The organism is Verrucomicrobiia bacterium, assembly GCA_036268055.1.
Taxonomy (GTDB): domain Bacteria; phylum Verrucomicrobiota; class Verrucomicrobiia; order Limisphaerales; family Pedosphaeraceae; genus DATAUW01.
Genome location: DATAUW010000013.1, coordinates 107,627 through 133,330 on the forward strand (window position 1 = coordinate 107,627; position 25,704 = coordinate 133,330).

Sequence of the window (25,704 nt, forward strand, 5' to 3'; positions counted from 1 at the left end):
CATCTTACGACACGCAGTGGAATTTCATTAGGAAAACCAAGACGGGTTTCATCAGCGCGCAATCTTACTTCATCGCTTCGCGTTCGACTTCTTCCCAGCCGCCGCCCAGGGCTTTGTAGAGGGCGATCAAATCTACGCTGACGGTGCGGTCGCTTTGGACCAGGGCATCCTGGGCTTCGTAAAGTGAGCGTTGCGAGTCGAGCACCCGGAGAAAATCCGCCAATCCATTTTTGTAAAGCTGGTTGGCGATGTCCACTGCGTTTTGATTGGCGGTCACGGCTTCGATCAATGATTGGCGGCGGATTTGTTCCTTCGCGTAAGCGACCAAGGCGCCTTCGACATCCTGGAACGCGCCGAGGACGGCTTGTTCATAGGTGGCGAGCGCTTGTTCTTCGCGTGCGTTTTGAACTTTCACATTGGAACGGATGCGGCCGCCATCGAATATTCGCCATTGCGCCGTCGGACCGATGGACCAGAAACGGCTGCCGCCAGTGAACCAATCGCTGGCGCTGACGCTTTGCAATCCAGCGTCGCCGGTGAGCGAGAATTTTGGAAAATAATCTGCGACGGCCACGCCGATGCGCGCATTTGAGGCCGCGAGTTGCCGTTCCGCGCGGCGAATGTCGGGACGGCGGCGCAGCAAATCAGCGGGCAAACCGATCGGCACTTGCGGCGGCACGGAGGGTATGGGTTGTTCGGCGGATAATTCTTCGAGCAAGGTCCCGGGCCGCTGGCCGATGAGAACGTCGAGACGGTAAGTTGACTGGCGAAATCCGGTTTCGAGCGTCGGGACTTGTGCCTGAGTCGTCGAAAGCAACGCCGCGGCTTGCTGGACGTCGAGATCACTCGTCAGGCCGGACTTAAAACGGTCGCGGGTAAGTTCAAGGACGTCCTGTTGCGCTTTAATATTTTGTTGGACGATGGCGATTTCCTTTTGAAATCCGCGGGCCTCGACGTAGCTGCGCGCGACGTCGCCGAGCAATGACACAAGCACATCCCGCCGGCCAAATTCCGCCGCGCCAATTTCGGCCGTCGCCGCTTCCACCGCGCGGCGCGTGCCGCCGAATACATCTATTTCCCACCTCGCGTCAAAGCCCGCCTGATAAACATTTGCTTCGAGCGGTTCACCCGGCGGGAATTCAGGAAAACCATTTCCACTCAAGCGCTCGCGTGTATAGGAGCCGCTGGCATTGGCCGTGGGCCAAAAATCCGCCGCGACTACGCCGCGCGCCGCCCGCTCTTCGTGGACGCGCGCCGTGGCGACGCGCAAGTTCAGGTTTGAATGCACCGCGCGGGCGATGAGCGAATCAATTTCCGGATCGTGAAAGGTTTTCCACCAGTTGGTATCGGTCATCGGCGCATTCGTGGTTCCTCCGGCCAAGGGCGATGCCCATTCCGCGTGCGTGTCCGTTTTGGGCGGATGATAATCGGGCCCCACGCTGCAACCTGCGGCGAAAATCAATGATGCTGCGACGATGAATAAAATCGCTTTCATGATTTGATAGCGGCTTCGCGCTGGTTGGCTTGATCCATCAAATGCAGGATCGTCTCCACGGTGGCATCGTCTCCAATGGAAGTGTTGAGCATGCAATCGTAGAGCGGGCGCGACGGCCACTGCACTCCAAAATAATGTTTGATGAATTCCGCGCGCTCCGCATCCACGTTGTCCACGAGGTCCACGGCTTTGGCTTCATCTTTTACGTCTCCCATCACCCGATGAAACCGGTAATCGCGTGGCGCGTAAAGGAACACACAGTATTTGTCGTGCCGTTTGCGCAAATAATAAGGCGCGGCCCGGCCGACGATCACGCAGTTGCCCGCCTCTGCCGCTTCTTCGAGAACTTTTTTTGTAAAATGAATCAGGCAATCCGAATCGAGCACATCGGCATCCACAAATTCCACGCTGCGCTCGTGGCTGCCGCGCCAGAAAACTTTACTCAAACGGTACAGCCACGGGTCCATGCGTTCCTGGCGTTTCGCGCAATCTTCAGGCGAAACCTTGGCGAGCCGGGCAATGGACTCGGTCAGTTGCTGGTCGAGCAATTTCCAGCCGAGCCGTTGCGCGGCTTTTTCCGCGATAACGCTGCCGCCGGCTCCGTATTCCCGTTCGATGACCAAAATGCGTTTCATGGTTTATCGTTAAAATGATTTTAGCTCACAATTTAATGCACCGCCACTGGGCGTCCGCCTTTCACGTTTTTTAACAGCAACACGCCAACGATCGAAATGCCGCACACCCACGCGATGACATAGAATAATTGCATGAAGGCCCAGTAGTCGGCTTGTTGCAGCACCAAATTATAAATCGAGGCTTGCGCCCGCTGAAGCGCGTCGGGCACACCGTAACTGGCGCTGTAAACGTGCTGTGCCGCCAGCAGGCGTTGTTGATACAGCGGATTGAGCGGGGTCACCTGTCCCACCATGAAAACTTGGTGCGCCTGCGCAAATCGTTCGAGCATGGTCGAGACGAAGGATATGCCGATGCCGCCACCGATGTTGCGCGCGAGGTTTTGAATGCCGGTGCCGCTGCCGATTTGTTCGTTGGTGAGCGTTCCCAAAGCCAGTCCGGTGAGCGGCACGAAAATAAAACCGGTGCCGAACCCATTCAGCACATTCGCCGGCACGATATTTCGCATTGAAACATCCAGCGTGAATCGGCTGAACAAAAAGCTCGCGATCCCGAAAATCAGAAAACCGAACGCCACCAAAAAACGTGGATTGACCTTTTGCACCAGCGCACCCACCAGGAACAAAGCCACGACCGCGCCCAGCCCGCGCGGGCTTACAGTGAGCCCGGAGTCCAGCGCTGTATATCCCAAGAGTGTTTGAAGAAACAAAGGTTGCAGTGTGATCAATGCGTACAAGCATGCGCCGAACATTCCAAACAGTAGACAACCGATCGCGAAATTTCGATTTTTTAGCACATGCAAATCCACAATCGGAGAGGACGTGCTCAGCGATCTCCATACGAACGTAAACATCGAGATCACCGAGATCGCCGCAAACCAGCGTATCCACAGTGCTCCAAACCAATCGTCCTGCTGCCCCTTGTCGAGAATGATTTGCAACGTCGCCAGCCAAATGCTGAGCAACCCGAAGCCAATGGCATCAAAGCGTGTTCGCTTCGCATTGCGGATGTAAGGCGGATCTTCCACAAACATGGAGATGAGAAATACCGCCAGCGCGCCCACCGGAATATTAATATAAAAGGACCAGCGCCACGAATAGCTGTCCGTAAGCCAGCCACCCAGCGTCGGGCCGATGATCGGCGCGCAAATCACACCGAGGCCATACACAGCCATCGCCACACCGCGTTTTGCCGGTGGAAAACTCTCGAGCAAAATAGCCTGCGCAAGCGGTTGCAACGCGCCGCCGCCCGCCCCTTGGATCACGCGCGCGAGAATCAGCATTCCGAGGTTCGTCGCCGCGCCGCACGCAAACGAGGACAGCGTAAAAATGATGATGCAGCCGATAAGAAATCGTTTACGCCCGAAATAATTTGAGAACCACGCACTCACTGGCAGCACGATCGCGTTTGAGACAAGGTAACTCGTCAGCACCCATGTTGCCTCGTCGCGGCTCGCGCCAAGGTTGCCCGCGATGTAGGGCAGCGCGACAGAGGCGATGGAAGTGTCCAGTACTTCCATGAACGTCGCGAGCATGACCGCGGCGGCGATCCACCACGGATTGACGCGTGGACGCCATTCCGCAACCGGTACGTGAATTTCCCCGGCAGTGGCGGCAGCCGCGCTCATTTCACTTTCACCTCGGGCACGACCGACATGCCGGGCGCAATATCTAATTGCGCGTCGAGCGGTTCATCGAAAACAATTTTGACGGGAATGCGTTGAACCACTTTCACATAATTACCTACGGCATTTTCCGCCGGCAAAAGGCTGAAGCGCGCGCCGGTTCCTGCCTGCAAACTCTGGACCTTGCCTTTGAATTTCCGCTTGGGATAGGCATCAATCGTCATCGTGACCGGCTGGCCGGGACGCATGTTGGCTAATTGCGTTTCCTTGAAATTCGCCACGACCCAGACTTCTTTCGGCACCAGGGCGAGCAGCGATTGGCTCACTTGCAGGTAAGCCCCCTGCTCCACCGTGCGGCGGGTGACGCGCCCACTCACGGGTGCAGTGATTTTCGTGTAAGAAAGGTCGAGTTCGGCCTGGTGAAGTTTCGCCTCGGCTTGCTTGACGACGGCTTCAGCGGTCTCGGCGTTCACGCGGCTGAGCGCGACTTGCGCGTCGGCGGCTTTGGTTAGATTGGTGGCGACATTCACGTTCGCAATCGTCACCTTGGCCTGGGCTTGCGCGAGGTCGAGTTGTGTGCCGGAAATCGCCCGCGCTTCCACGGTTGAATAGCGTTGTAAATCCGCCTTGGCGCGGATCGCGTCGGCCTCGGACGCCGCTTCCTGCGCGCGATCCTGATCCGCCTTGGCTTGATCCACCGTGATCTGCGCTTTGGCTTGTTCGAGCTGGCCCTGCGCGGTCTTCAGGTCGGCCTGCGCCTGCGTGACTTTCGTTTCGTAATCGCTCGGATCAATTTCCACCAGCAAGTCTCCCTGCTGGACAATTTGATTATCGTCCACCAATAGTTTCACGACCGGTCCCGAAACGCGCGGACTCACAATCGTGACGTGGTTCTCGATGAACGCATCGTCGGTGGATTCATACGGGGCGACGCATTGAATGTAATAAATGACGACGGCCACGATCACGATCAAGCCGACGGCGCCAAGAATAAATGGCATCTTTTTCTTTTTTATGCGTGGCGGCGGCGCGGGCGGCAAAGTGCCTGGCTCGGCTCCAGCCAAAGTAGTTTTTATTCCTGTCGCCGCTGGTTTTTCGTCCATCGCAGTTCCTTTCGATAATTGCAACTACCTTAACGCATTTTATGAAAAATGAGCGGGCAAATAACGAACGGCAATAATATATGCGTCCATTTTTGTTGTATTGCGTGCCGCGACGGTCGGATGGCCGAGGCATTAGCCGGGCGCGCTTGTGCAACCCGACTCGCTGCCGATGAATACGTCCAACCCCGCGCAATGTCACGCCGAAAACATTAATCGAATCAACTTGACGAATCTCCATGCTTCGACACGAATAACCCGGTCATCTATGAAATTTCCAAAAGCTATTCTTCTCACGACCGTTGTGGCGATGGCGTTGTTCGCTCACAAGTCTTTTTCCGTTCCGCTCGATGCCGCCGCGATTGCCAGCGAACCGTCGCCCGGACTAAAGGACACCGTCGTATTGATTATTCGCCACGCTGAAAAGCCCGAAGAAGGAGCCGAGTTATCGCCCACCGGTCAGCAACGCGCCATCGCCTACGTGAACTATTTCAAGAACTTCACCGTGAATTCAAAGCCACTGCGGCCGGATTATTTGGTTGCCACAGCAGACTCGGAGAAAAGCCGCCGCCCACGTTTGACACTCTTACCGCTCGCGCAGGATCTCGGTTTGACCATTGATAACCACGTTAAGAATAAAAATTTTGCGAACGAAGTCGAAGACCTTCGCACAACACATCACGGAAAATGCGTTCTCATCGCTTGGCATCATGAAAAAATTCCGGACCTCATTGAAGGTCTCGGCGCAGATCCAAACAAACTTTTTCCCGGTGGCAAATGGCCTTCGGGAATTTTTAACTGGGTGATCGAATTGCACTACGATCACGAGGGACGCTTGATTCCCAGTGAGTGCAAACGCATCAACGAAAAACTTCTGCCGGGCGATTCCGATTAAGGAACACGCCGTCCGTCAGTTTTTCTTCGGGCCGCTCTCCACCATCTTCTTGAAATCGTCGGTGGACGCCTTGACCAGCGCCTTTGGGCCGGTCATACGCACGAATACCGCGCCATCATCGGAATCAATGATCGCGCCTTGCAAAGCATAATCCGGCATCGGCGTGAGCGTGCTGCCGGGCATGCCGCTTTTATAAGTCCCCTCGGCGGACGCATAAGTAATCTTGGTCTTGCCGACCGTGACCTCCTCTTTCGCCGCGTGGATTTGATCACGTGGCTCAGCGAATTGCCGCATCCAACGATCCACATTCGCCTGCACGCCGCCCGCCGCGCCCGGGCCGAATTGGAAGAACACGATTTCCGCGACCGCCTTGGTATCAGGATCGGAAACTTTTAGTTGCGCCTTGCGCATTTCCGAAGTGACCTCGACCCATTCAAATTTTGCCGGGCGCGTGAAAGTGAATTCACCAACCGTGAACGTCGCCGGCGCATCCGCGCGCACCGCCGTCAACGAAGCCAGCAAAATAATCAAACCGAGGAACCGCCGGGAGGCAACTGTGGCAAATTTCATAGTGGCCAAACAATAAGAAAACGCATTGCAAAAGTGAAGCGGATAAAATGTTCGGGCAATAGCAGTTTTGAAACTCTCACCCAAAAAAAGGAGGGGAGCCTCCAGGCTCCCCACTGCCTCGTAGGATTACATCACTCTTGCGAATGAAGTTTGAGGCAAAGCTAGATTCGCCCCATGCGCGTTTTTGTCAAACGAAAATGCAAGGCCGGTATTCAGAGAACGTCTTTGCCCGCCGCGCGACCTTGCCGCTCCTGAATTTTGCGCGCGAGTTCCTTTCGCCGCCGATGCGCCTGATGATACGGCAAAACGAAATACACACCCGCGAGCAAAACGGTCACCCCAATGGCTGCACCTGTCATCATAACCAAGATTGTTGCGTGTTTTAACCGGCAAAACCGTCAAGGGTGGGTTGAACCAAACCAACACACACGCGAAATAAAAAGAAGCTTTCTTGGGTAAACCTTAATGGGAAGGTCTAAAACCTTTACCCCAACTATAAAAAAATGTCAAATCCGATATTCTGGTATTTGTATGGATCACCTAAAAGGACGTGGGACGCAGCGAAAACGATTGGCGACCCTAATGAGAATCAAACCCCATTTCGATGCCTCCACCAAACCCGCTAAACGCCATATCAAGCCTGATTTATAGCCTTTTTGTGAGCTTTTACAAAACTCTCCATTCACTTGCGACATTTTGATGGGACTCTTAAAGGCGAAAGCCAGTAGCCAATTTCCGCACCCCCTCATACTTAATTCATGCCACTTCCCCTCGCGCTGCATCTCGGCAAGCAAGCCGAACAAAATATTTTTTGGCGCTTCACCGAAAGCGGTCATAATGCCACATGGACATTTTGCTAATCCTAATCATTCTACTGCTCTTGTTCGGCGGCGGCGGTTTTTATTTCGGTGGCCCGGTGGTTGGCGGAAGCGGCGCCGGACTGATTCTCCTGATCATCCTGATCATTTTTCTTACTGGCGGATTTCGCGGTCGCAAGTAACCCTCCGCTCTCGATCTTACCCGACCTTTGTTTGCGGACTCACAGCAGCAGCGGTCACGGCGGTGTTGCTCACGATGCTGTTGAGATTATTTATCACATCGTACTGACGGGCGGACTGGCCTTCATTTAATTTCTGCATTTCCTTCAAAATCTTATCCATCTTCGCCAGCAGCAGCAGCGGAAGCAGAATCCAAAATATGGCGAGGATAAATGCTAAGGCGGCGAGAACTAGCCCGACGATTCCGGTTAATGTGCCAGCGGCGGTTTCCATGTGTATTCCTTTGGTTGGTTTGAATCACCATGACGCCAGTACACGTCACCGTCAACTATCGCTCTCAGGGGTATACGCGGTCAGGAAAAACAGGCTTTTTTGAGGACTTGCTAAAAGCTTAAGCAAAGATGGCGACCCTAACGGGAATCGAACCCGTGCCGCTGCCGTGAAAGGGCAGTGTCCTAACCGCTAGACGATAGGGTCGTTATCGGGGGGTGAACTATAATCACCTTTTCCACATTGTCACGAAAAATTAATTAATCAATCGCAAGCTCATCTTCCGTGTTTAATTCGTGTTCCACCCGCGGCTTCTTCTCCCAGTGGTCATTGCAAGGACATTTGGTTTTGATTGTGCTATCTGTCCCATCTTTGTTACGCTTCAATAAAATTAAATTTTCATGACGACGCCACCTAACGACCCAGCCATTCCCGCACCAGCGCCCGCAGATTTCGTCCGCGACATCGTCGCCGCCGACAACCAAAGCGGCAAGCACGGTGGCCGCGTTGTGACCCGCTTTCCCCCAGAGCCCAACGGCTACCTCCACATCGGCCACGCGAAATCCATTTGCCTGAACTTCGGCATCGCCGGCGAAAATTCCGGCGGCATCTGCCACCTGCGCTTTGACGATACCAATCCTGCGCGCGAAGACGTGGAATACGTGGACTCCATCCAGGAAGATGTCAACTGGCTCGGCTTCGATTGGGGCAAAAATAAATTCTACGCCTCGGATTATTTCGGCAAACTTTATGACTTCGCCGTCGAGTTGATCAAAATGGGCAAGGCCTACGTGTGCGACCTTACCGCCGACGAAATGATCCACTATCGCGGCGCGCCGACCGTTCCCGGGCGTGAAAGTCCTTTCCGGAATCGCACGATCGAGGAGAATTTGGATTTGTTCGCACGGATGCGTGCCGGCGAATTTCCCGACGGCGCAAAAACCTTGCGCGCGAAGATTGACATGGCGTCGCCGAACATTCACCTGCGCGACCCCGCCATCTACCGCATCCGCAAAGTCGAGCATCACCGCACCGGAAATGCCTGGTGCATTTACCCGATGTACGATTATGCGCATAGCCTTTCGGATTCCATTGAAGGCATCACGCACTCGATCTGCACGCTGGAATTTGAAGTTCACCGCCCGCTCTACGATTGGATTTTGAATGAACTCAAGACGCCTTGCCATCCGCAGCAAATCGAATTCGCGCGTCTTAATTTGAGTTACACTGTCATGAGCAAACGCAAGCTCCTGCAGCTCGTGGAGGAAAATCTCGTCACCGGTTGGGACGACCCGCGCATGCCGACCGTCGCCGGTCTTCGCCGCCGCGGCGTGACGCCTGAAGCCATCCGCCACTTTTGCGCGCGCATCGGCGTGACGAAATACAATGGCCTCACCGATATCGCGCTCCTTGAACACAGTGTCCGCGAAGATTTGAACAAACGCGCCCTTCGCGTCATGGCCGTGTTGCGCCCGGTCAAAGTCGTCCTGACGAATTATCCCGACCACATGATTGAGGAATTGGACGCGGTGAATAATCCCGAAGACCCGAGCGCCGGTTCGCGCAAAGTCCCATTCAGCCGCGTCCTCTATATCGAGCGCGATGATTTCATGGAAGTGCCCGCCAAGAAATTTTTCCGCCTTTCGCCCGGCAACGAAGTGCGGCTTCGCTACGCCTATATTATTAAGTGCGTTGAAGTCGTGAAAGATGCCAACGGCGAGATCACTGAGTTGCAATGCACCATTGACCCCGATTCCAAAAGCGGCGGCGCGACCGCGAGCCGCAAAATCAAGGGAACGATTCATTGGGTCTCCGCCGCGCACGCCGTCTCCGCCGAAGTCCGCATGTTCGACCGCCTCTTCACCGTCGAACAACCCGACGCCGACGAAGAAGGCCGCGATTTCAAAACCTTTCTCAATCCCAATTCGCTCGAAACTTTGACCAGCGCCAAACTCGAACCGAGCCTCGCCGACGCCAAAGCCGAAGCGCGCTACCAATTCGAGCGACTCGGTTACTTCCGCGCCGACCCCAAAGATTCGCAACCGGGAAAACTCGTGTTCAATCGTATCGTGTCCCTGCGCGATTCCTGGGCCAAGGAAGCCGCCAAATAAATCCGCGCCGCTCTCAATCGCCACCGCAAGTCCCAAATAATTTGGTGGGCTCGGCTGCGCGCCGAGATGCCAAGGACGAAAGAACTTCAAATCCAACGTATTGCGCGCCCGTTTGCAAAAGCCGCGCGCGCGTGCTAAACTTTCTGCATTACTGGAAGGAGCGGTCGTAGTGGGGAATCAGGTTGTACCACATCAATTATCGAGTCTCTTGCTCTCTGCACCGCTTGATGTACTGAGCACGGATGATAGCCCGTACGTGGTGAAATCCCGCGTGGTGCAGAGAGCAGGAGACAAAACATTGCATTTTTTCATGCAGCTCCGCCGTAATACGCGGTTGGTTTGAATTTCAATTAACATCCTCCAAATGTAAAATAATCCGAATTATATCGTATCTGTAGAACATTAGAAATAACACCAGCAAGAGAAGTGAAGGACATAAAACATAAAGCACACTGATTTCTTCTCCTCTTTGCTTAGCCGAATAAAACCCCCAAAGGCAAATTAATGCGGCGACTGTCATCACACCCCAAGTGCAAAAAAAAATCCGGCCACGGCATGCCAAGACTGCTTCCGAGTCTTGGAGTTAGAGCGATTGCAATAAGAAAAAAAAGACCGGCCACTAGCACTGAAATTCTTAAAACGCGCTTTCCTTTTCTTGTATTTGATTTCGTTTCTGGATTTTGCATCGCCTCACCTCACATTATTTATCACTCAGGCCAACTACGCGGCATGCGCCAACCGCTAATAAAATCTTCTATCACCGAATCTCCGCGTTTAAAAAATGTTCCCTAACTCAATGCGCCTCCAGCCAACTCACCCCCGACCCAATTTCCACCTCAATCGGCGCCGCCAGCGGAATCGCCGTTTTCATTTTCTCCTCGATCAATGGCCGAACTTCCGCCTCCTCATCGCGATACACGTCGAAAACCAATTCATCATGTACTTGTAATAACATCCGCGTTTTCAAATTTCTTTCCAACAACGCGCGGTGGATATTCACCATCGCGATTTTGATCATGTCGGCGGCTGTTCCCTGGATGGGTGCGTTGATGGCGTTGCGCTCAGCCGCGCCGCGCACGGTTGCATTCGCTGAACGAATGTCGCGCAAGTAGCGCCGCCGTCCTGTGACCGTTTCCACGTAGCCATGTTTCTGCGCAAACTCAATCGTCACCCGCATATAATTTGCGATGCCTGGATATTGCGCAAAATATTGCTCGATGATCGCCGCCGCTTCCTTGCGCGGAATGCCCAGGCGTTGCGCCAATCCAAATGCGGAAATGCCGTACGCGATTCCGAAATTCACCATCTTCGCCTTGCGCCGCATCTCGGGCGTCACCAGCGGAAGCATCACGTCATACACTTTCGCCGCCGTCGCGGTATGGATGTCCACATTCTGCCGGAACGCCTCGAGCATTCCCTGTTCATTGCTGAGCGCGGCGATAATGCGCAATTCGATCTGCGAATAATCCGCTGAGAGGAGAACGTGTTCAACATTGCGCGGGACGAACGCCTTGCGGATTTCCTTCCCCTGCTCCGTGCGAATCGGGATATTTTGCAAATTGGGATTTTGCGAATTGAGCCGCCCCGTCGCCGTGACCATTTGGTTGTAAGTCGTGTGGACGCGTCCGGTCTTTTCCCAGATCGAAGTGGGCAGCGCATCGGCATAAGTGGATTTCAGTTTGGTCGCGCCGCGATAATCGAGCAACCGCTTCACCACTTCATGCTCCGACGCCAGCGAGAGCAGCGTCTGTTCGTTCGTGGCGTACTGGCCGGTCTTGGTTTTCTTTGGCGCGGGAAGTTTGAGAACGTCAAAAAGAATTTGCCCCAACTGCTTCGGCGAATTCAGGTTAAACTTCGTGCCGGCCAGAACATAAATCGTCGCTTCGTGGTCCGACATTTCTTTGGCAAGCTGCGTCGCAAATTCGGCGAGAGCGATGGCATCCACGCGCACGCCTTCGAATTCCATATCCACCAACACCGGAATCAGCGGCGCCTCGATCTCATAAAAAACTTTCTCCTGCCCCTTTTCCTTCAACAACGGCTCGAGCTTCTCACGCAACTGCCAGGTCACATCCGCATCTTCCGCCGCGTATTCGGCGACCAATTCAGGCGCGACGTCCGCCATATTGATCTGCTCGCCTTTCTCATCGCCAATCAACTGCGTGATCGGAACCGGCGTGTAATTCAAATAAACCTCGGACAAATAGTCCATGCCGTGCCGCAAATCCGGCTCAATGAGGCTGTGCGCGATCATCGTATCAAACAACTTCCCGCGCACCGTGACGCCGTGCCATTTCAACACGCTCACATCGTACTTCAAATTGTGCCCCACCTTTTCAATGCGCTCGTCTTCGAGCACCGCGCGAAATTCTTCCAACACCGTCTCCACGCCTTCAGCATCTCGCGGCATCGCAACATAATATCCCGCATGCGCAGTAAACGAAAACGCGATGCCCACCAGCCGCGCTTTTTTTACATCGAGATCAGTCGTTTCGGTATCGAAACAAAACGATTTTAGTGCGTTTAATTTGCCGATCAATTTCGCACGTTCCGTTTTGGTCGTGAGCAAATGATATTCATGCGACGTGTCCTTGATGGTCGGATAATTTGCAGCCGCAGGCGGCGGTGATTGCGCGGCATCCGTAGTTTCTTCGACCTCATCCGAGTCTGACGTAAGCGCGAATTCCGCCGTTTCCTCAGTCGCATTGACACTGGGTTTCTCAAAACCTCGCCCGGCCTTAAACTCCTCGCCGTACAAACGCCGCCCCAGCGAATTAAATTCAAATTCGACAAAGAGTTGCTTAATCGTTTCGTCATCCCGCTCGCGAAGTTGCAATTCCTCCAGCCCAATCGGACACGGCACGTCGCAAATGATCGTGGCGAGGCGTTTCGACAACAGCGCCATCTCGCGATGCGCTTCGAGATTTTCCTTCAGCTTGCCTTTAAGTTCACTCGTGCGCGCGAGCAAATTTTCCACCGAACCAAATTGTGTAACCAATTTCGCCGCCGTCTTCTCCCCGATGCCTGGCACACCGGGAATGTTGTCGGAAGTATCGCCCCACAGCGCGAGCACATCAATCACTTGCTCTACCCGTTCGATTCCCCATTTCGCCAAAACTTCCGGCACGCCCAACACTTCAATCCCCTCGCCCATGCGCGAAGGCTTGTAGATAAAAATTTTGTCGGATACGAGCTGCCCGAAATCCTTGTCCGGCGTCACCATGTACGAAATAAAATCTCCCTTTTCCGCGCGGCGCACCAGCGTGCCGATGATGTCATCCGCCTCGAAGCCATCGCAAATGATCACCGGAATGTTGAACGCCTCAAGCATCCGCCGAACATGCGGCAGCGCGGCGCTCAAATCCTCCGGCATATCCTCGCGCTGCGCCTTGTACTCGGGGAAATCCACGTGGCGCTGCGTCGGCGCATCGGTGTCAAACGCCACGGCGATATGCGTCGGCTGCTGGCTCTTGATGATGTCGAGCAAGGTCTGGGTAAAACCGTAAAGCGCGGAAGTATTCACGCCTTTGGACGTCATGATGGGCCGGTTGCCGAAAGCGAAATGCGCGCGATACACCAGCGCCATTCCATCCAGCAAAAATAATTTCTTAGCCATGCCAAAAAAATAAACCGAACCCGCCGAACTACCAATGCAAATTTACGCACGCGGTTTTTCGCGAGCGCATCTGGACACAAAACGAGCGCAGGCGTGTTTTTTACCATGCCGCCAGCGTTACTCGACCGTCAGAAAATCCACCAACAAGCGGTTGACATTGTCTGTCGTTCAGCTAGGGTTGTCGGCTCTTAATTGTTAATTGAACTAATTTATGCCGAATAATAAGTCTGCCCAACGCCGCATGCGGAACAGTGCCCGCAAGCAAGTCAATAACCGCAGCACGACCTCGCGCCTGCATTCTTTGGAAAAGAAGTATCACGCCGCCCTCGATGCCGGCAAAAAAGAAGACGCCACCAAGGCTTTCCAAACGGTCATCTCCGCGCTCGATAAAGCCGCGAAGACCGGCACGGTTCCCAAGTCCCGCGCCAGCCGCAAGAAATCCCGCCTCGCATTGCGGTTGAACAAACTGAAGTAATTCGCTTTTGGTTTCGCCAGGCGTCTGCCAGCGCGGCAGACGCCTTTTTCTATGTACGCATAAGAATCGCTTTTAGCGGCGGGGAAACAACGGCGAGTTAATCACACCCATTTTCGCGAGCCGAAATTTGCCCGCGGTGCTTAGGCAGCCGAAGCCGTATTGAATGCTTCGGCGCAAATTAATGGACGACGCCTCTTCAAAATATTTCGTCGGGCAACTCACTTCGCCGATGGTGTGGCCTTGCCAGATGATTTGCGCGAGCATTTGGTTGTCGAACACGAAGTCATCGGAATTATTTTCGAGCGAAAGGCTTTCCAGCAGCGGACGCGAGAAGGCGCGATAGCCGGTGTGATATTCGGACAACTTCGCGCCGAGCAAAATATTTTCGGCTGCGGTGAGAAAACGGTTCGAGATATATTTCCAGATCGGCATGCCTCCCTTGAGCGCGTATCCGCCGAGAATGCGGCTGCCAAGGACGCACGGATGCAGGTCATTGGCGATGATGGAGACCATCGCGGGAATCAGCTTGGGCGTATATTGATAATCCGGATGGATCATGATGACGACGTCGCCGCCCTCCTCCAGCGCGAGCCGGTAACAGGTTTTTTGATTGCCGCCGTAACCGCGGTTCTTCGGATGGACGTGAACTTTCACGCCCGGCAGCGTGCGCGCGATGGCGGCGGTTTCATCCTTGCTGCCATCGTCCACAAGAATGACGAGATCAACAATCTGTTGCTCCATCACCTCCGTGTAAGTTTGCCGAAGCGTCTTCGCCGCATTGTAAGCGGGCATGACGACGACGACTTTTTTGTTCTGAAACATTGTTAAGCTGAAGGAGCTTAGTTTTTTTGGAGTGTGGATTAAAGTTCAAAAGTGGGCGGCGATATGAAGAATAAAAAACGCATTCCACAAATCGTCGAGATTTCAAAACCGCCACGTGAATTTCTTTGCTTCACTTTTTAATGGCATTGAACCGCGGGCAAAAGCGCGATACATAATATGAACCAAAGCAACCACTCATTACGCCTCTGGCGTTTTTAGAATGAAATCTCTTCTGATCTTATCTCTCCTGTTGCTGGCTTTGCGCCCGGCGCAAGCCGATCTGCGTGTTCCAGCTTTCACCGCTTACGTGCTGCCGAATCCAGGCGGCGTGAGTGTTTCCGAACGCGATGGCGTCACTCATTGGACCAATCCCCAACTCAGCTTGAACTGGTATGGGCACTTCAGTCAGACTGGCCAGGTCACGGCGAAAATTGCAGTGCGCTTGCCAAAAAACACCGTGTCAAAACTTCAGCTTTCCGTCGCGGGCCAATCGCATCAAACGCAGGTGATCGGCGCAGGCGACGCTACGCCGGTTACGGCGGATTTTGGTGGATTCGATCTAACTCACGCTGGTTATCAGCAATTCGCGCTCTTTTCGCTCAATGAAAATGGCCAGTCAGCGGGTGATCTGGACATGCTCATTCTCGACGGGCCGGCAGCGAAAGACGCGCAGTTCAACCTGGAAACGCGCCGCAACGCCGCGTCGGTGCATCTGATTTATTCGCCGTCCGATCCGGTCAAAGTCGCCGCGTTCTACTGCGAGGTGACCAGCTTGGAAGACCCGCCCGCGACCTACTACATGGCCTGCGGCTGGCATCGCGGTTATTTGGGGATGCAGGTCAACAGCAAAACCGAACGGCGCATTATTTTCAGCGTCTGGGACAGCGGCGATGAAGCCATGGCGCGAGCCAAGGTCGCGGGGGCCGATCGCGTGCAACTGATCGCCAAGGGTGAAGGTGTCGAGGCTGGGGATTTTGGCCACGAAGGCACCGGCGGCCACAGTCATTTCATCTATCTTTGGAAAACCGGCGAGAAACAAAAATTTCTGGTCACCGCCAAACCCGTGGATGCGACGCACACGATTTACTCCGGTTACTATTTTCATCCCGAGAAAAAAGCGTGGATGCTCCTCTCCAGTTGGAAGGCGCCGAAGGACGGAGGATATTTGCGGCATCTTTACAGTTTCAGTGAAGACTTCAACGGCGACAACGGCAACCTGCGGCGCAAAGCGCTTTATGGCAATCAATGGATTCGGGACGATGCCGGAAAATGGCTTGAGTTGACAACGGCCAGTTTCAGCCACGACGCAAATGGTAAAAGCAACCGTCTCGATCGTTTCATGGGAGTGGGAGACGGCCAGTTTTTTCTGAGCCAGGGGGGCTTTGTGGACGGCTTTACCCGTTATGGTGAAAAATTCTCCCGCCCCGCCGTCGGCGTTGTCCCAACGGCGCTGACGGGCTTGCCGCGAAATATTTTGGAAAACTGACCGTGCCATATCGAATACTCTTTCCATAGCCTGCCCGATGATCAACGCGTCTGCGATGGAGGCCAACGACGGGACAGATTGGTTGACCAACTGGGGAAGCATTCTCGCTAATAATCTTGACCATTGGAGGGCGCGCTCTTATTTTTGCGGCTTGTTAAGCACTATTCATGTTAGCGCAATTTAAAAGCCTGTTTTCCAACGACATTGGAATAGATCTGGGGACGGCGAATTCCCTCGTTTACGTTCGTGATCGAGGAATCGTCCTGCGCGAACCTTCAGTGGTCGCAATCCAGGCGGGAACCACCAACGTCCTCGCTGTGGGCGATGAAGCCAAGCGGATGTTGGGCCGCACCCCCGGAAATATTGTGGCCATCCGGCCAATGAAAGACGGCGTCATCGCCGACTTCGAAATCACCGAAGCGATGCTCCGTCATTTCATCCAGAAAGTTCATCACCGCAAGCTGATTGCTCCGCGGGTGGTCGTGGCGGTTCCCTCGGGAATCACCGAAGTGGAAAAACGGGCCGTAAAAGACTCGGCTACCCATGCCGGCGCTCGTGAAGTTTATCTCATCGAACAACCGATGGCTTCGGCCATTGGGGTGGGACTGCCGGTGCATGAACCGGCAGGCAATATGATCGTGGATATCGGCGGCGGGACTTGCGAAATCGCAATTATTTCCCTGGCCGGAATTGTCTTTAGCCGCAGCCTGAGGGTCGGCGGAGATGAATTTGATGAAACGATCGTTGCGCACATGAAGCGGGCTTACAACTTGATGATTGGCGAACGCACCGCGGAGGAAATTAAGATCCGGATTGGATCAGCCTTTCCGCTGGAGCAGGAATTAACAATGGAAGTAAAGGGCCGCGATTTGAGCGCGGGGTTGCCGAAAACCCTGACCATTCGCTCAGAAGAGATTCGCGAGGCCTTGCAGGAACCGCTTTCAAGTATTTTGGAGTCAGTACGCATCACGCTCGAACGCTGCCCGCCCGAATTGTCCGCCGACCTGGTGGACCGCGGCTTGGTCATGGCCGGGGGTGGCGCATTGTTGCGCGGGATAGATCGCCTGGTGGCGGAGGAGACCGGCTTGCCGGTCCACATTGCCGACGATCCCCTGAGCGCCGTGGCCGAAGGCACCGGACGCGTCTTGCAGGAACTCCAATTTCTGAAACAGGTCACTTCCAATTCGAAGATTTAATTCCCGCGCGCTCGCCCGCAACTTTGCCGGGTGAACATGTTAAAAAGGCCGCATTTAATTGCCTTGGGTCTGGTAGTATTGCTGACACTGATAGTTTTGAATTTGCCGCATCACGCGACAAATCAAATCAAACTCGCTATCGGAAGCCTTTTTCTGCCCCTTTTCGGCCTGTCCAAATCTTCCCAGCAGATCATTGGCCACGCCAGCGATACTCTCCTGCCCCGCTCCGAGTTGCTCCGCCAAAATGAACAGCTTCGCCGCGCGAACCAGGAACTCCAATTCCGCGCCACCCAAGCCGAAGCTGTGCAACGCGAGAACGATCAATTCCGCGCACTCTTCGGCTGGCAAAAGCAATCTCTTTGGAAAGTTCGCCTCGCCAGTGTCATCGCCCGCGACCCCGCGAACTGGTGGCACATCATCCGGATTGATTTGGGCACGCGCGACGGCATGCGACCCGACCTCCCCGTTATCACGTCAGCCGGATTGGTCGGAAAAATTTCCACGGTCGGACTCACTGATTCCCAGGTGGTGCTCATCGGCAATCCCGATTGCAAAGTCGCGGCCATCGTCGAGAAACCCGGCGAAAGAAATGGTGAGAGCGGTGTTATCACGGGCGTTTCCAGTCCGCTCGACAACACACTCGTGACGCTCAGCTTTCTTTCCAGCAACAGCAGCTTAAAACCCGGCGAATTTGTCCGCACGTGGGGCGAAGGAAAAATTTTTCCGCCAGGAATTCCCATCGGCCAGGTGGTCGAGGATTCGCATCTCTCGGAACTCGGCTACACCGAGGCGCGGGTGAAACTCGCGGCGGACCTGGGCGCATTGGAGGAAGTGTGGGTGATCATCCAATGAACTGGTTGAACTCCATCTTGATTTTGCTCGTCGCGTTCCTCGCGGTTTTCATGGAGTCCGTCTTTGATGGCGCGCGCAATTTGCTCGGCGCACAAATTGACCTGCTGCCCGCGCTGATGGTCTATGCCAGTTTGAGTTCCGGCCTGCTCACCGTGACGGCCGTCGCCGTCGCTGGTGGATTGCTATTCGATACTCTCTCATCAAATCCGCTTGGTATCAGCATCCTGCCTTTATTTCTTCCCGCCTATATCATTTACGTGCGGCGCGGATTGATCCTGCGCGAACAATTTTATGCGCAAATCGTTTTGGGATTGCTCGCCAGCGCCTTCGCCCCGTTGCTGGCGTTGCTGATGCTCTCCGTGACGAAACAATCTCCCGTGCTCGGCTGGGATTCCGTCTGGCAATGGATCGTCATGAGCGTCGGCGGAGCGATCCTCACGCCGTTTTGTTTCTGGCTGTTCGACGGCTTGAACCACGCGCTGAATTACCGTCCGGTGGTCGAGTCCAGTTTCCGACTGGACCGGCAAATCAAGAGAGGACGCCAATAACATGCTCGTCTTCGACCAACTGAAAAAAGACGACGCGCAATTACGCTTTCTCGCAATGATTGTGCTGGGTGGGATGTTGATTTTGTTCACCGGCCTGTGGTGGGTGCAACTCGTTTCGAGCCGGCATTACCAGGAAAAACTTCTTATCCAATCCATCCGCACAGTGCGCATCCCTGCCGCGCGTGGAAAAATCCTCGATCGCAACGGGCAACCGCTCGCGGAAAACCGTCCCAGCTATACGGTGGATTTATACCTCGAAGAATTGAGCACGAATTTTCAGGCGGCTTACGCCTTCGCCTTGCGCTCGATGCGAACGAATATCACCCACGCGATGTCGTTACGGCAGGTGCAACTGGGCCGTCCGCTCACGCCGCAGGAGAAAAAACAATTCGCGCTCACCGAGACGATCAAGAATCAGTTGAAACAGGAAACGCGTTACCAAGTCGTCAGCAATTTGGTGGCGGATCTCGGCGCGCGGTTACAGCAGCCGATCGAACTGCCGCAAAAGGAATTTCAAAAGCAATACGACAAGGCGCGCGCGCTGCCCATGCCCATCATGTCCGAAAGTCTCAACCCCATTCAACTCGCGCGCTTCGAGGAACAATCCGCCGCCGAGCAAGGCATGGATCTCGAGGTTCAGTCCATGCGTTATTATCCGAATGGCCCCATCGCCGCGCATCTGCTCGGCTATCTTCAACGCAACAATGAGTCCAGCGAGGGCGAACGCACCAATTATAATTATCGCCTGCCGGACTACGTTGGGGTGACCGGCATGGAAGGTTTGTTCGACGACGATTTACGCGGCTCCGCTGGTGAAAAATCGGTGCTTGTCAATTATCTCGGCTATCGCCAGTCCGAAACCATTTGGGCACCCGCCGAACCCGGCCGCAATGTCGTCCTCACGATTGACCTCGATATTCAAAAAGCGGCGGACGAGGCCTTGAAAGAAGCGCAGGCAAATGTCCGCGGCGCGGTGATCGTCATGGACGCGCAAAACGGCGATGTGCTCGCGATGGCTTCCGCGCCAACTTACGATCCCAATTATCGCATCCGTCCTGATCCAAACGTCGCCGAGCGCGAAAAGGAAAATGAACGCTGGGATGATCCGGTGGTCGGCCTGCAACGCAATCGCGCCATCTACGAAAATTACCATCCGGGCTCCATTTTCAAAATTATCGTCGGCATGGCCGCGTTGGAGCTTGGCGTGCTGGATCCAAACGCAATCTTCCACAGTGATGGCTACTATTTGGTTGGCCGGTCATCGCGCCATTACGGGGATACCGCTGGTGCGGGCGAATTCGATTTTAATCGCGCGATGGCAAAATCATCGAACCCCTATTTTGTGCATTACGGCACAAACGCCGGGGTTTTGCAAAAGGTCATCGCGCTCGGACAACGGCTGCACTTGGGCGAACGCACCGGCATCGTTCCGCATCAGGAAGCGTCCGGCAATTTGCCAACGTTTGAACGAATTTCGTCAGATTGGCATTTGGGTGACACCGCAAACATGAGCATCGGCCAGGGAGAAGTGGACGTGACACCGATTCAGATGGCCGTGATGACGGCGGCAGTGGGAAATGGCGGCACGGTGTTTTGGCCGAGGGTGGTCATGCGCACGGAAAATCAGGATGGCAGCGGCGCGGTTGAGGCCTATCCGCAAGGCCGCGTTCGCGATCATCTCGGCGTCAGCCAGCACACGCTTGACGTGATTCGTGCAGGCATGCTTGCGGACGTGGACTCCGCCGAAGGCAGCGGAAGAAAACTGGGTGTCACCGGTTGGACGATTGCGGGAAAAACTGGAACCGCCGAAGTTGAACGCGGCGGAGAAAAAGTCAAAAGCGCTAAAAATACCTGGTTTGTTTCCTATTCATCGGGCGTTGACGGCAAGGCCCGTTACGTCGTCGTCGCCACTGTCGAAGGCGGTGCGTCCGGCGGCCTGACTTGCGTGCCTATCGCCGGGAAAGTTTACAAAGCGCTTCAACTGCGCGAGCAGCAACCGTCCAGGAAAAAAGCTTCAACTCGAGGAACGCTCGCCGCCGCCCAATGATCTACACCGCCACAGAACGCGAACGCCCCGGCAGAATTGATATTCTGCAACTGCTGGCTGTCGTGGCATTGATGCTCATCAGCATCGCGTTCGTGTATAGCGCGACGACCGCGAACGACGCCGTCTCGCCCGTGACGTGGTATCGCCAAAGCTGGTTCCGGCAAATCATCTGGTTTACGCTCGGCCTCGGCGTGGCGGGCGGCGTCTGTATGATTGATTACCACGCGCTGACGCGTTGGTCGCTGGTCGCTTATGGCATCGCGATTTTTTTCCTGCTCGTGGTGATCATTCCGGGCATCGGTTCGATGCGTTATGGCGCACGGCGCTGGATTGACCTGGGCGGATTTCAATTTCAGCCATCGGAATTCGGCAAGCTCGCGTGCATCCTGGCGCTCGCGCATTTCCTGAGCCGGCCGGCGGATGAACTGCGGCAACCGCGTAATTTCTGGAAAGCCATCGGCCTGATGGTGCTGCCGTTTTTATTGATCATGAAAGAGCCGGACCTTGGGTCAGCGCTCGTTTTGTTGCCGACGGGATTGGCGATGATGTATGCCGCGGGCACGCCGCGCCATTATCTTGCGCAGTTGCTCGGCATCGGTGGCATCCTCGCCGCGCTCGTTTTGGCGGATGTGGTTTATGCGCCGGCCAAGTACCGGCTCAAGATGCCGTCGTACCAGGCGAAACGGCTGCTTGTTTATTTTGGCCGCAATTATGCGGATTATTACGCCGCCTCCACGACTTCGGAAGCGGAGCGGCGTAAATTACAGGAAGAAGAACTGAAAGATTCGTACAACGTGAACCAGGCCCTCATTGCTGTGGGTTCTGGCGGACGGGCGGGAAAAGGCTGGCGCCAGGGCCAGCAAAATTCGCTCGGGTTTCTGCCAGAAGCGGGCAAGCACAATGATTTTATTTTCTCCGTGATCGCGGAAGAGATGGGCTTCGTTGGCAGCGTGGTTGTGCTCACGCTTTACTCGGTGATCCTGTTCACGGGAATCAGGATCGCCGGACAGGCGCGCGACCGCCTGGGCAAATTGCTGGCTGTGGGCGTTGTCGCCCTGTTGTTCAGCCATGTCTTCATCAATATCGGAATGAATATTCGCATCATGCCTGTGACGGGTGTGCCACTGCCGCTACTTAGTTATGGCGGGTCCTCAGTGCTCGGCTCGTTGATCGCCATGGGCTTGTTGCAAAACGTATATATGTATCGAAAGGCTTATTGAGTATGAGTGGTGGAAATTTTTCACGGCGACGCCGTGGCGGCATGCGGTTTCGTCCCAGCAGCGGATTGAATCCCAATCCCAATCGCCCGGACCGCGAAGCCGTTGAGGCCCGCGCGGAAGTCGTGGGCGACAAAGCGCCGAACGACAAGGTCTATGACCGGTCGCGTCACGCGCAGGAAATCGAACGCGCCGAAAACGTCGCTGCGGGCCTCCCGCCCGAAGGCGTGCCGCAGGAACCGCATGCTTCCGAAGGTCGCGGCAAGGATGGTTTTCGCGAACCGAATCTCGAAACCCCCGCCGAAGTGGAGGAGGAAAAGCAGTTTCAGCCGGTGCCGATTCCGCAACGTCCGCAGGGCATCGTCGAAACCATCCGCGCCGTCGCGGACACGGTCATCAAAAAAGTGCAGCGTCTCATCAAACCGGTGAAGCGCACGCACAAGGAAGTCATCATCAATGCCGAGTCGCTCGAAACGCGCGTGGCCGTGATGGAAGAAGGCAAGCTCGAGGAATTCACCATCGAGCGCACGACCGAGGAACGCCTCGTCGGCAGCATTTTCAAAGGCAAGGTGCGCAATCTCGAAGACGGCCTCAAGGCGGCCTTCGTGGACATCGGTTTCGAGAAAAATGCGTTCCTGCATTACTGGGACATCGTGCCGAGCAACTTCGACAGTGGCGTTGAACTCGTGGAACGTGAAACCAAGAAGCGCGACAAACCGCGCATCACGCAAAAAGACATTCCGCGCCTTTACCCACCCGGCAGCGACATCATCGTACAGGTCACCAAAGGCCCCATCGGCACCAAAGGCCCGCGCGTCACAACGAATCTTGTCCTGCCCGGACGTTACCTGGTGCTGTTGCCGAATTCCGATCAGAGCGGCATCTCGCGCAAGATCGAAAAGCAGGAAGAACGCCAGCGTCTCAAAAAAATCCTGCGCGAACTCACCATTCCCGAAGGCATGGGCGTAATCATGCGCACGGTCGGCGAAGGCCAGCAGGCGCGGTATTTCGTGCGCGACCTCGCGTTGCTGCTTGAGGAATGGAAGCTCATCCAGGAACGTATCAAGGCGCAACCGGCAGCCACGTGCGTTTTCCAGGAACCGGATTTGATCGAACGCACCGTGCGGGATTTTCTCACGGAAGACGTTGAACGCATTGTGGTAGACAGCCCCAAGGCGCATGATCGCATGCGCGAAATGATTTCAAAGATTTCGCCCCGCTCAGCCGACAAGGTGAAATTGTACAACGATTCACAGGCGGTTTTCGACCGTTTCAATGTGAGCCGGCAGTTGGAGAATGCGTTCTCGCGCACGGTGCATTTGAAAAGCGGCGGTTATATCGTCGTGGATGAAACCGAAGCGCTCGTGGCGATTGACGTGAACACCGGCCGCCATAAAGGCGGCAAAGACCAGGAATCGTCCATCCTGCGCGTCAACCTTGAAGCGGCGGATGAAATCTCGCGGCAGTTGCGCCTGCGCAACATGGGCGGGTTGATCGTGCTCGACTTCATTGACATGAAATCGCGTCGCGATCAGCAACAGGTTTACCAACGCATGAAAGACGGCCTGCGCCGTGACAAAGCCAAGACCCACATCCTGCCCATCTCGCAACTCGGCCTGATGGAGATGACGCGCCAGAGGCATTCCGAAAGTGTGCACGCGGCGGTATATGATGAATGCCCGTATTGCAAAGGCCGCGGCAAAGTGAAGAGTGCGCTCACGATGAGCGTGGAGATCCAACGCAAGCTCGGCGAGATACTGAAGAAGCGCTCCCGCGACGAATCAGATTTCCAACTCCGCATCGTCGTGCATCCCAGCATTCTTGAACGGTTGCGCAACGAGGACGAGAAACACTTGATCGAAATGGAGAAACGCTATTTCGGCAAACTGTCCTTCCGTGCCGACCCCGCGCTGCATGCGGAAATCTTCAAAATCGTCAACGTGGCGACTAACGAAGAAGTAAGTTAAGCGCGCGTCACCAGGCTTAAAACCAAAACACCCCGCGAATAAAATCGCGGGGTGTTTTTTTATACCCCAGGGAGGGCGAGCGTACTCGCGAGCCGTGACTATATTAGTCTAACGCAGCAATCTATTTTAAGTCACGACCGCGACTGAAACAGAAAGCTCAGTGCTTCTTTTCTTCCGGCTTGACCTTGCGCAGCACCACGAGCCACGCCGTTTCATTTCCCGCCGAGCCCGCAAAAATCAACGGCCAGTTATCCACGAAAGGTTCCGTGTTGCAGGAAACCAGCTTGCCTTCACCGTATAGTTTGACCTGCACACGGTTTGTACCGAGGTTAGTGATATCCAGGACACAATGCTTGCTCATGGTCACGCCCTTTTTCGTTTCACCCGTCGGCACTTCAACGATCTCTTTGCGAACTGTGAAATAATGTTTCCAACGATAGGGCGATTTACTCAATTTGCGCGCAAGCACTTCATCTACGGGAACATGTTTGGGATCCGGAGACTGGGGATCATTGGTGCCCCAAACCAGCATGGCCTCGCCGCGAAGAGGTTCTTCCGCCCGGGCGCTGCCCGCGCCAAACATCACCACCGCCAAACAAATTAACGCCAGGCGCAAAGAACTGGCCGCAAGACTGAAATTCTTCATTGGTGATCCACACTAGCAAGGGATGAGTCTGCCGTAAACTGCGAATCATCGCGATTGTAAAACCAAACCATCGTCATTCCCTCTTGCTGGTCGCGAAAAGTGTAGGCGCCCATATTATCAGACGCCAATTCCATCTCGCCAAATTGAGCGGCTGAACTGGATGAATGCAACGCCATGATGCCCATGACGCCCAGCACCAATGCCACGCCACTGACCGGCATCAGATGTCCCCTCACCCATTCCACCCATGACGGCTTATGCGCCGGCGCTGCTTGAGCCGCGCTCTGGCGCTCAATCTCGCGCTGGATCTTCGACCAAAAAAATTCGCGCGTTTCCGGCAACTTGATCTCCAGATCGGCGCCCGTCAGCGCGGCCTTGACCGACTGCAATTCAATGCACAGCGCCGACGCCTCGGCGTCGCTCTCGATCAGGTCCTTGACCTGCGCCTCTTCGCTGGGCATCAATTCGCCGTCCAGGTAGGCTTGCAACTTTAACTGTAATTCCTGATTGATCATTTTACGTCTTCGGTTTTCAGGTTGACCAGCAAGGCCGCCATCTTTCGGCGGGCATAAAACAAGCGTGACATCACGGTACCGATCGAACAATTCATTGTCTTTGCGATTTCTTTATATTCCATCTCTTCAAATTCATGCAACATCAGAACCGTCCGATGCTCGTGCGATAATTGCTCCATCGCCTTATCAATCCGCTTTCGCAATTCTATCCGTTCGAGCCCCTCGGTGGGATTCGTAATCACCACCGGCATCTGCCGTTCCACCCCGCCGGTTTCCTCGCTCATCTCTTCGATGGACTCGGTGCGCTGGCGTTTGCGCTTGCGCAGTTGGTCGAGGCAAAGATTGATGACGATGCGCGTCATCCATGTGCCGAAGCTGGAGTCGCCCTGAAATTGTTTCAGCCGCTGCCAGCTCTTGACCCATGCTTCCTGGGAAAGATCGAGCGCCTCATCCTCGTTCCGCATCATGCTGAACGCGCGGGCATAAATCTTATCGCGATGCCTCGCAACCAACTCTTCAAAAGCCGCCATGTCACCGTCTTTGGCTGCTTTCACCAGTTGCTCGTCACTGGCGGAAGAATGGTCTGCGTTTGTCTTCATCTGTTTCGACGGGCGTGAATCA

Annotated in this window: 23 protein-coding genes and 1 tRNA gene; 11 read left to right on the top strand and 13 right to left on the bottom strand. The window is 54.9% G+C overall.

Features of this window, described 5'->3' with window-relative positions:
* Positions 1 to 64: 64 nt before the first annotated feature.
* The 4 genes from VH413_07415 to VH413_07430 are packed head-to-tail and all read right to left on the bottom strand — an operon-like array spanning position 65 to position 4,855.
* The gene (locus VH413_07415) at positions 65 to 1,495 is read right to left on the bottom strand and encodes an efflux transporter outer membrane subunit (protein HEX3798513.1); all 1,431 of its coding nucleotides are present in this window, start codon (positions 1,493 to 1,495) and stop codon (positions 65 to 67) included.
* Complete coding sequence (locus tag VH413_07420; protein ID HEX3798514.1) at positions 1,492 to 2,130, bottom strand: cytidylate kinase-like family protein; 639 nt, start codon at positions 2,128 to 2,130, stop codon at positions 1,492 to 1,494. Before VH413_07420 ends, VH413_07415 begins: the two co-directional genes overlap by 4 nt.
* 32 nt (positions 2,131 to 2,162) lie before the next feature.
* A complete protein-coding gene (locus VH413_07425) occupies positions 2,163 to 3,755 on the bottom strand; it encodes a DHA2 family efflux MFS transporter permease subunit (protein HEX3798515.1) in 1,593 nt (530 codons plus the stop codon).
* Positions 3,752 to 4,855 carry an HlyD family secretion protein gene (locus VH413_07430; GenBank protein HEX3798516.1) on the bottom strand — a complete coding sequence of 368 codons (1,104 nt, stop codon included), beginning with the start codon at positions 4,853 to 4,855 and terminating at the stop codon, positions 3,752 to 3,754. Before VH413_07430 ends, VH413_07425 begins: the two co-directional genes overlap by 4 nt.
* 265 nt (positions 4,856 to 5,120) lie before the next feature.
* Here VH413_07430 and VH413_07435 point away from each other — a divergent pair, with 265 nt between their 5' ends.
* The gene (locus VH413_07435) at positions 5,121 to 5,747 is read left to right on the top strand and encodes a flagellar basal body-associated protein FliL (protein HEX3798517.1); all 627 of its coding nucleotides are present in this window, start codon (positions 5,121 to 5,123) and stop codon (positions 5,745 to 5,747) included.
* Positions 5,748 to 5,762: 15 nt separating this feature from the next.
* Here the strand turns inward: VH413_07435 and VH413_07440 are convergent, their stop codons facing one another.
* Together VH413_07440 and VH413_07445 are read right to left on the bottom strand one after the other, a co-directional pair.
* The gene (locus VH413_07440; protein ID HEX3798518.1) at positions 5,763 to 6,317 is read right to left on the bottom strand and encodes a hypothetical protein; all 555 of its coding nucleotides are present in this window, start codon (positions 6,315 to 6,317) and stop codon (positions 5,763 to 5,765) included.
* A 212-nt stretch (positions 6,318 to 6,529) separates the two neighbouring features.
* On the bottom strand, positions 6,530 to 6,679 hold the full coding sequence (locus tag VH413_07445) for a hypothetical protein (GenBank protein ID HEX3798519.1): 150 nt from the start codon (positions 6,677 to 6,679) through the stop codon (positions 6,530 to 6,532).
* 482 nt (positions 6,680 to 7,161) lie between these two features.
* Between VH413_07445 and VH413_07450 the strand changes: the two genes are divergently transcribed.
* Complete coding sequence (locus tag VH413_07450; GenBank protein HEX3798520.1) at positions 7,162 to 7,317, top strand: DUF3309 domain-containing protein; 156 nt, start codon at positions 7,162 to 7,164, stop codon at positions 7,315 to 7,317.
* A gap of 16 nt (positions 7,318 to 7,333) precedes the next feature.
* Here VH413_07450 and VH413_07455 read toward each other — a convergent pair whose 3' ends face one another.
* Positions 7,334 to 7,588: a hypothetical protein gene (locus tag VH413_07455; protein HEX3798521.1), complete on the bottom strand. Its 255-nt coding sequence runs from the start codon at positions 7,586 to 7,588 to the stop codon at positions 7,334 to 7,336.
* Between the two features lie 129 nt (positions 7,589 to 7,717).
* Positions 7,718 to 7,792: transfer RNA gene (locus VH413_07460), tRNA-Glu, on the bottom strand.
* A gap of 194 nt (positions 7,793 to 7,986) precedes the next feature.
* Here VH413_07460 and VH413_07465 point away from each other — a divergent pair.
* Positions 7,987 to 9,696 (top strand): glutamine--tRNA ligase/YqeY domain fusion protein, encoded by a 1,710-nt coding sequence (locus tag VH413_07465; GenBank protein HEX3798522.1) that lies wholly within the window; start codon positions 7,987 to 7,989, stop codon positions 9,694 to 9,696.
* 793 nt (positions 9,697 to 10,489) lie between these two features.
* Here the strand turns inward: VH413_07465 and polA are convergent.
* The gene (polA, locus tag VH413_07470; GenBank protein ID HEX3798523.1) at positions 10,490 to 13,312 is read right to left on the bottom strand and encodes a DNA polymerase I; all 2,823 of its coding nucleotides are present in this window, start codon (positions 13,310 to 13,312) and stop codon (positions 10,490 to 10,492) included.
* Positions 13,313 to 13,523: 211 nt separating this feature from the next.
* Between polA and rpsT the strand changes: the two genes are divergently transcribed.
* Positions 13,524 to 13,787, top strand: a complete 264-nt coding sequence (rpsT, locus tag VH413_07475) for a 30S ribosomal protein S20 (GenBank protein ID HEX3798524.1) — start codon at positions 13,524 to 13,526, stop codon at positions 13,785 to 13,787.
* A gap of 72 nt (positions 13,788 to 13,859) precedes the next feature.
* Here rpsT and VH413_07480 read toward each other — a convergent pair whose 3' ends face one another.
* Complete coding sequence (locus VH413_07480) at positions 13,860 to 14,609, bottom strand: glycosyltransferase family 2 protein (protein ID HEX3798525.1); 750 nt, start codon at positions 14,607 to 14,609, stop codon at positions 13,860 to 13,862.
* A 220-nt stretch (positions 14,610 to 14,829) separates the two neighbouring features.
* Between VH413_07480 and VH413_07485 the strand changes: the two genes are divergently transcribed.
* The 7 genes from VH413_07485 (at position 14,830) to VH413_07515 (ending at position 23,922) form a co-directional block, all read left to right on the top strand.
* On the top strand, positions 14,830 to 16,095 hold the full coding sequence (locus VH413_07485) for a DUF3472 domain-containing protein (protein HEX3798526.1): 1,266 nt from the start codon (positions 14,830 to 14,832) through the stop codon (positions 16,093 to 16,095).
* Positions 16,096 to 16,262: 167 nt separating this feature from the next.
* A complete protein-coding gene (locus VH413_07490) occupies positions 16,263 to 17,291 on the top strand; it encodes a rod shape-determining protein (protein HEX3798527.1) in 1,029 nt (342 codons plus the stop codon).
* Between the two features lie 36 nt (positions 17,292 to 17,327).
* Positions 17,328 to 18,143 carry a rod shape-determining protein MreC gene (gene mreC / locus VH413_07495; GenBank protein ID HEX3798528.1) on the top strand — a complete coding sequence of 272 codons (816 nt, stop codon included), beginning with the start codon at positions 17,328 to 17,330 and terminating at the stop codon, positions 18,141 to 18,143.
* Positions 18,140 to 18,691: a hypothetical protein gene (locus VH413_07500; protein HEX3798529.1), complete on the top strand. Its 552-nt coding sequence runs from the start codon at positions 18,140 to 18,142 to the stop codon at positions 18,689 to 18,691. The genes mreC and VH413_07500 overlap by 4 nt, the downstream gene beginning before the upstream one ends.
* A gap of 1 nt (position 18,692) precedes the next feature.
* Positions 18,693 to 20,738 (top strand): penicillin-binding transpeptidase domain-containing protein, encoded by a 2,046-nt coding sequence (locus VH413_07505; protein HEX3798530.1) that lies wholly within the window; start codon positions 18,693 to 18,695, stop codon positions 20,736 to 20,738.
* The gene (gene rodA, locus VH413_07510; protein HEX3798531.1) at positions 20,735 to 21,958 is read left to right on the top strand and encodes a rod shape-determining protein RodA; all 1,224 of its coding nucleotides are present in this window, start codon (positions 20,735 to 20,737) and stop codon (positions 21,956 to 21,958) included. The genes VH413_07505 and rodA overlap by 4 nt, the downstream gene beginning before the upstream one ends.
* A gap of 2 nt (positions 21,959 to 21,960) precedes the next feature.
* On the top strand, positions 21,961 to 23,922 hold the full coding sequence (locus tag VH413_07515; GenBank protein ID HEX3798532.1) for an Rne/Rng family ribonuclease: 1,962 nt from the start codon (positions 21,961 to 21,963) through the stop codon (positions 23,920 to 23,922).
* Positions 23,923 to 24,079: 157 nt separating this feature from the next.
* On the opposite strand, the gene VH413_07520 is transcribed toward VH413_07515, so the two are convergent.
* Genes VH413_07520 through VH413_07530 form a run of 3 tightly spaced genes read right to left on the bottom strand, consistent with a single transcriptional unit; the run spans position 24,080 to position 25,682 of the window.
* On the bottom strand, positions 24,080 to 24,568 hold the full coding sequence (locus VH413_07520) for a hypothetical protein (protein HEX3798533.1): 489 nt from the start codon (positions 24,566 to 24,568) through the stop codon (positions 24,080 to 24,082).
* Positions 24,565 to 25,083, bottom strand: a complete 519-nt coding sequence (locus VH413_07525; protein ID HEX3798534.1) for a hypothetical protein — start codon at positions 25,081 to 25,083, stop codon at positions 24,565 to 24,567. Before VH413_07525 ends, VH413_07520 begins: the two co-directional genes overlap by 4 nt.
* Positions 25,080 to 25,682 carry a sigma-70 family RNA polymerase sigma factor gene (locus VH413_07530; protein HEX3798535.1) on the bottom strand — a complete coding sequence of 201 codons (603 nt, stop codon included), beginning with the start codon at positions 25,680 to 25,682 and terminating at the stop codon, positions 25,080 to 25,082. The genes VH413_07525 and VH413_07530 overlap by 4 nt, the downstream gene beginning before the upstream one ends.
* Between the last annotated feature and the right edge of the window lie 22 nt (positions 25,683 to 25,704).

Bases quoted from the DNA above. Each gene is read 5' to 3' on its own strand.
- VH413_07415 (HEX3798513.1), bottom strand. From the start codon at position 1,495: ATGAAAGCGATTTTATTCATCGTCGCAGCATCATTGATTTTCGCCGCA.
- VH413_07420 (HEX3798514.1), bottom strand. From the start codon at position 2,130: ATGAAACGCATTTTGGTCATCGAACGGGAATACGGAGCCGGCGGCAGC.
- VH413_07425 (HEX3798515.1), bottom strand. From the start codon at position 3,755: ATGAGCGCGGCTGCCGCCACTGCCGGGGAAATTCACGTACCGGTTGCG.
- VH413_07430 (HEX3798516.1), bottom strand. From the start codon at position 4,855: ATGGACGAAAAACCAGCGGCGACAGGAATAAAAACTACTTTGGCTGGA.
- VH413_07435 (HEX3798517.1), top strand. From the start codon at position 5,121: ATGAAATTTCCAAAAGCTATTCTTCTCACGACCGTTGTGGCGATGGCG.
- VH413_07440 (HEX3798518.1), bottom strand. From the start codon at position 6,317: ATGAAATTTGCCACAGTTGCCTCCCGGCGGTTCCTCGGTTTGATTATT.
- VH413_07445 (HEX3798519.1), bottom strand. From the start codon at position 6,679: ATGATGACAGGTGCAGCCATTGGGGTGACCGTTTTGCTCGCGGGTGTG.
- VH413_07450 (HEX3798520.1), top strand. From the start codon at position 7,162: ATGGACATTTTGCTAATCCTAATCATTCTACTGCTCTTGTTCGGCGGC.
- VH413_07455 (HEX3798521.1), bottom strand. From the start codon at position 7,588: ATGGAAACCGCCGCTGGCACATTAACCGGAATCGTCGGGCTAGTTCTC.
- VH413_07465 (HEX3798522.1), top strand. From the start codon at position 7,987: ATGACGACGCCACCTAACGACCCAGCCATTCCCGCACCAGCGCCCGCA.
- polA (HEX3798523.1), bottom strand. From the start codon at position 13,312: ATGGCTAAGAAATTATTTTTGCTGGATGGAATGGCGCTGGTGTATCGC.
- rpsT (HEX3798524.1), top strand. From the start codon at position 13,524: ATGCCGAATAATAAGTCTGCCCAACGCCGCATGCGGAACAGTGCCCGC.
- VH413_07480 (HEX3798525.1), bottom strand. From the start codon at position 14,609: ATGTTTCAGAACAAAAAAGTCGTCGTCGTCATGCCCGCTTACAATGCG.
- VH413_07485 (HEX3798526.1), top strand. From the start codon at position 14,830: ATGAAATCTCTTCTGATCTTATCTCTCCTGTTGCTGGCTTTGCGCCCG.
- VH413_07490 (HEX3798527.1), top strand. From the start codon at position 16,263: ATGTTAGCGCAATTTAAAAGCCTGTTTTCCAACGACATTGGAATAGAT.
- mreC (HEX3798528.1), top strand. From the start codon at position 17,328: ATGTTAAAAAGGCCGCATTTAATTGCCTTGGGTCTGGTAGTATTGCTG.
- VH413_07500 (HEX3798529.1), top strand. From the start codon at position 18,140: ATGAACTGGTTGAACTCCATCTTGATTTTGCTCGTCGCGTTCCTCGCG.
- VH413_07505 (HEX3798530.1), top strand. From the start codon at position 18,693: ATGCTCGTCTTCGACCAACTGAAAAAAGACGACGCGCAATTACGCTTT.
- rodA (HEX3798531.1), top strand. From the start codon at position 20,735: ATGATCTACACCGCCACAGAACGCGAACGCCCCGGCAGAATTGATATT.
- VH413_07515 (HEX3798532.1), top strand. From the start codon at position 21,961: ATGAGTGGTGGAAATTTTTCACGGCGACGCCGTGGCGGCATGCGGTTT.
- VH413_07520 (HEX3798533.1), bottom strand. From the start codon at position 24,568: ATGAAGAATTTCAGTCTTGCGGCCAGTTCTTTGCGCCTGGCGTTAATT.
- VH413_07525 (HEX3798534.1), bottom strand. From the start codon at position 25,083: ATGATCAATCAGGAATTACAGTTAAAGTTGCAAGCCTACCTGGACGGC.
- VH413_07530 (HEX3798535.1), bottom strand. From the start codon at position 25,682: ATGAAGACAAACGCAGACCATTCTTCCGCCAGTGACGAGCAACTGGTG.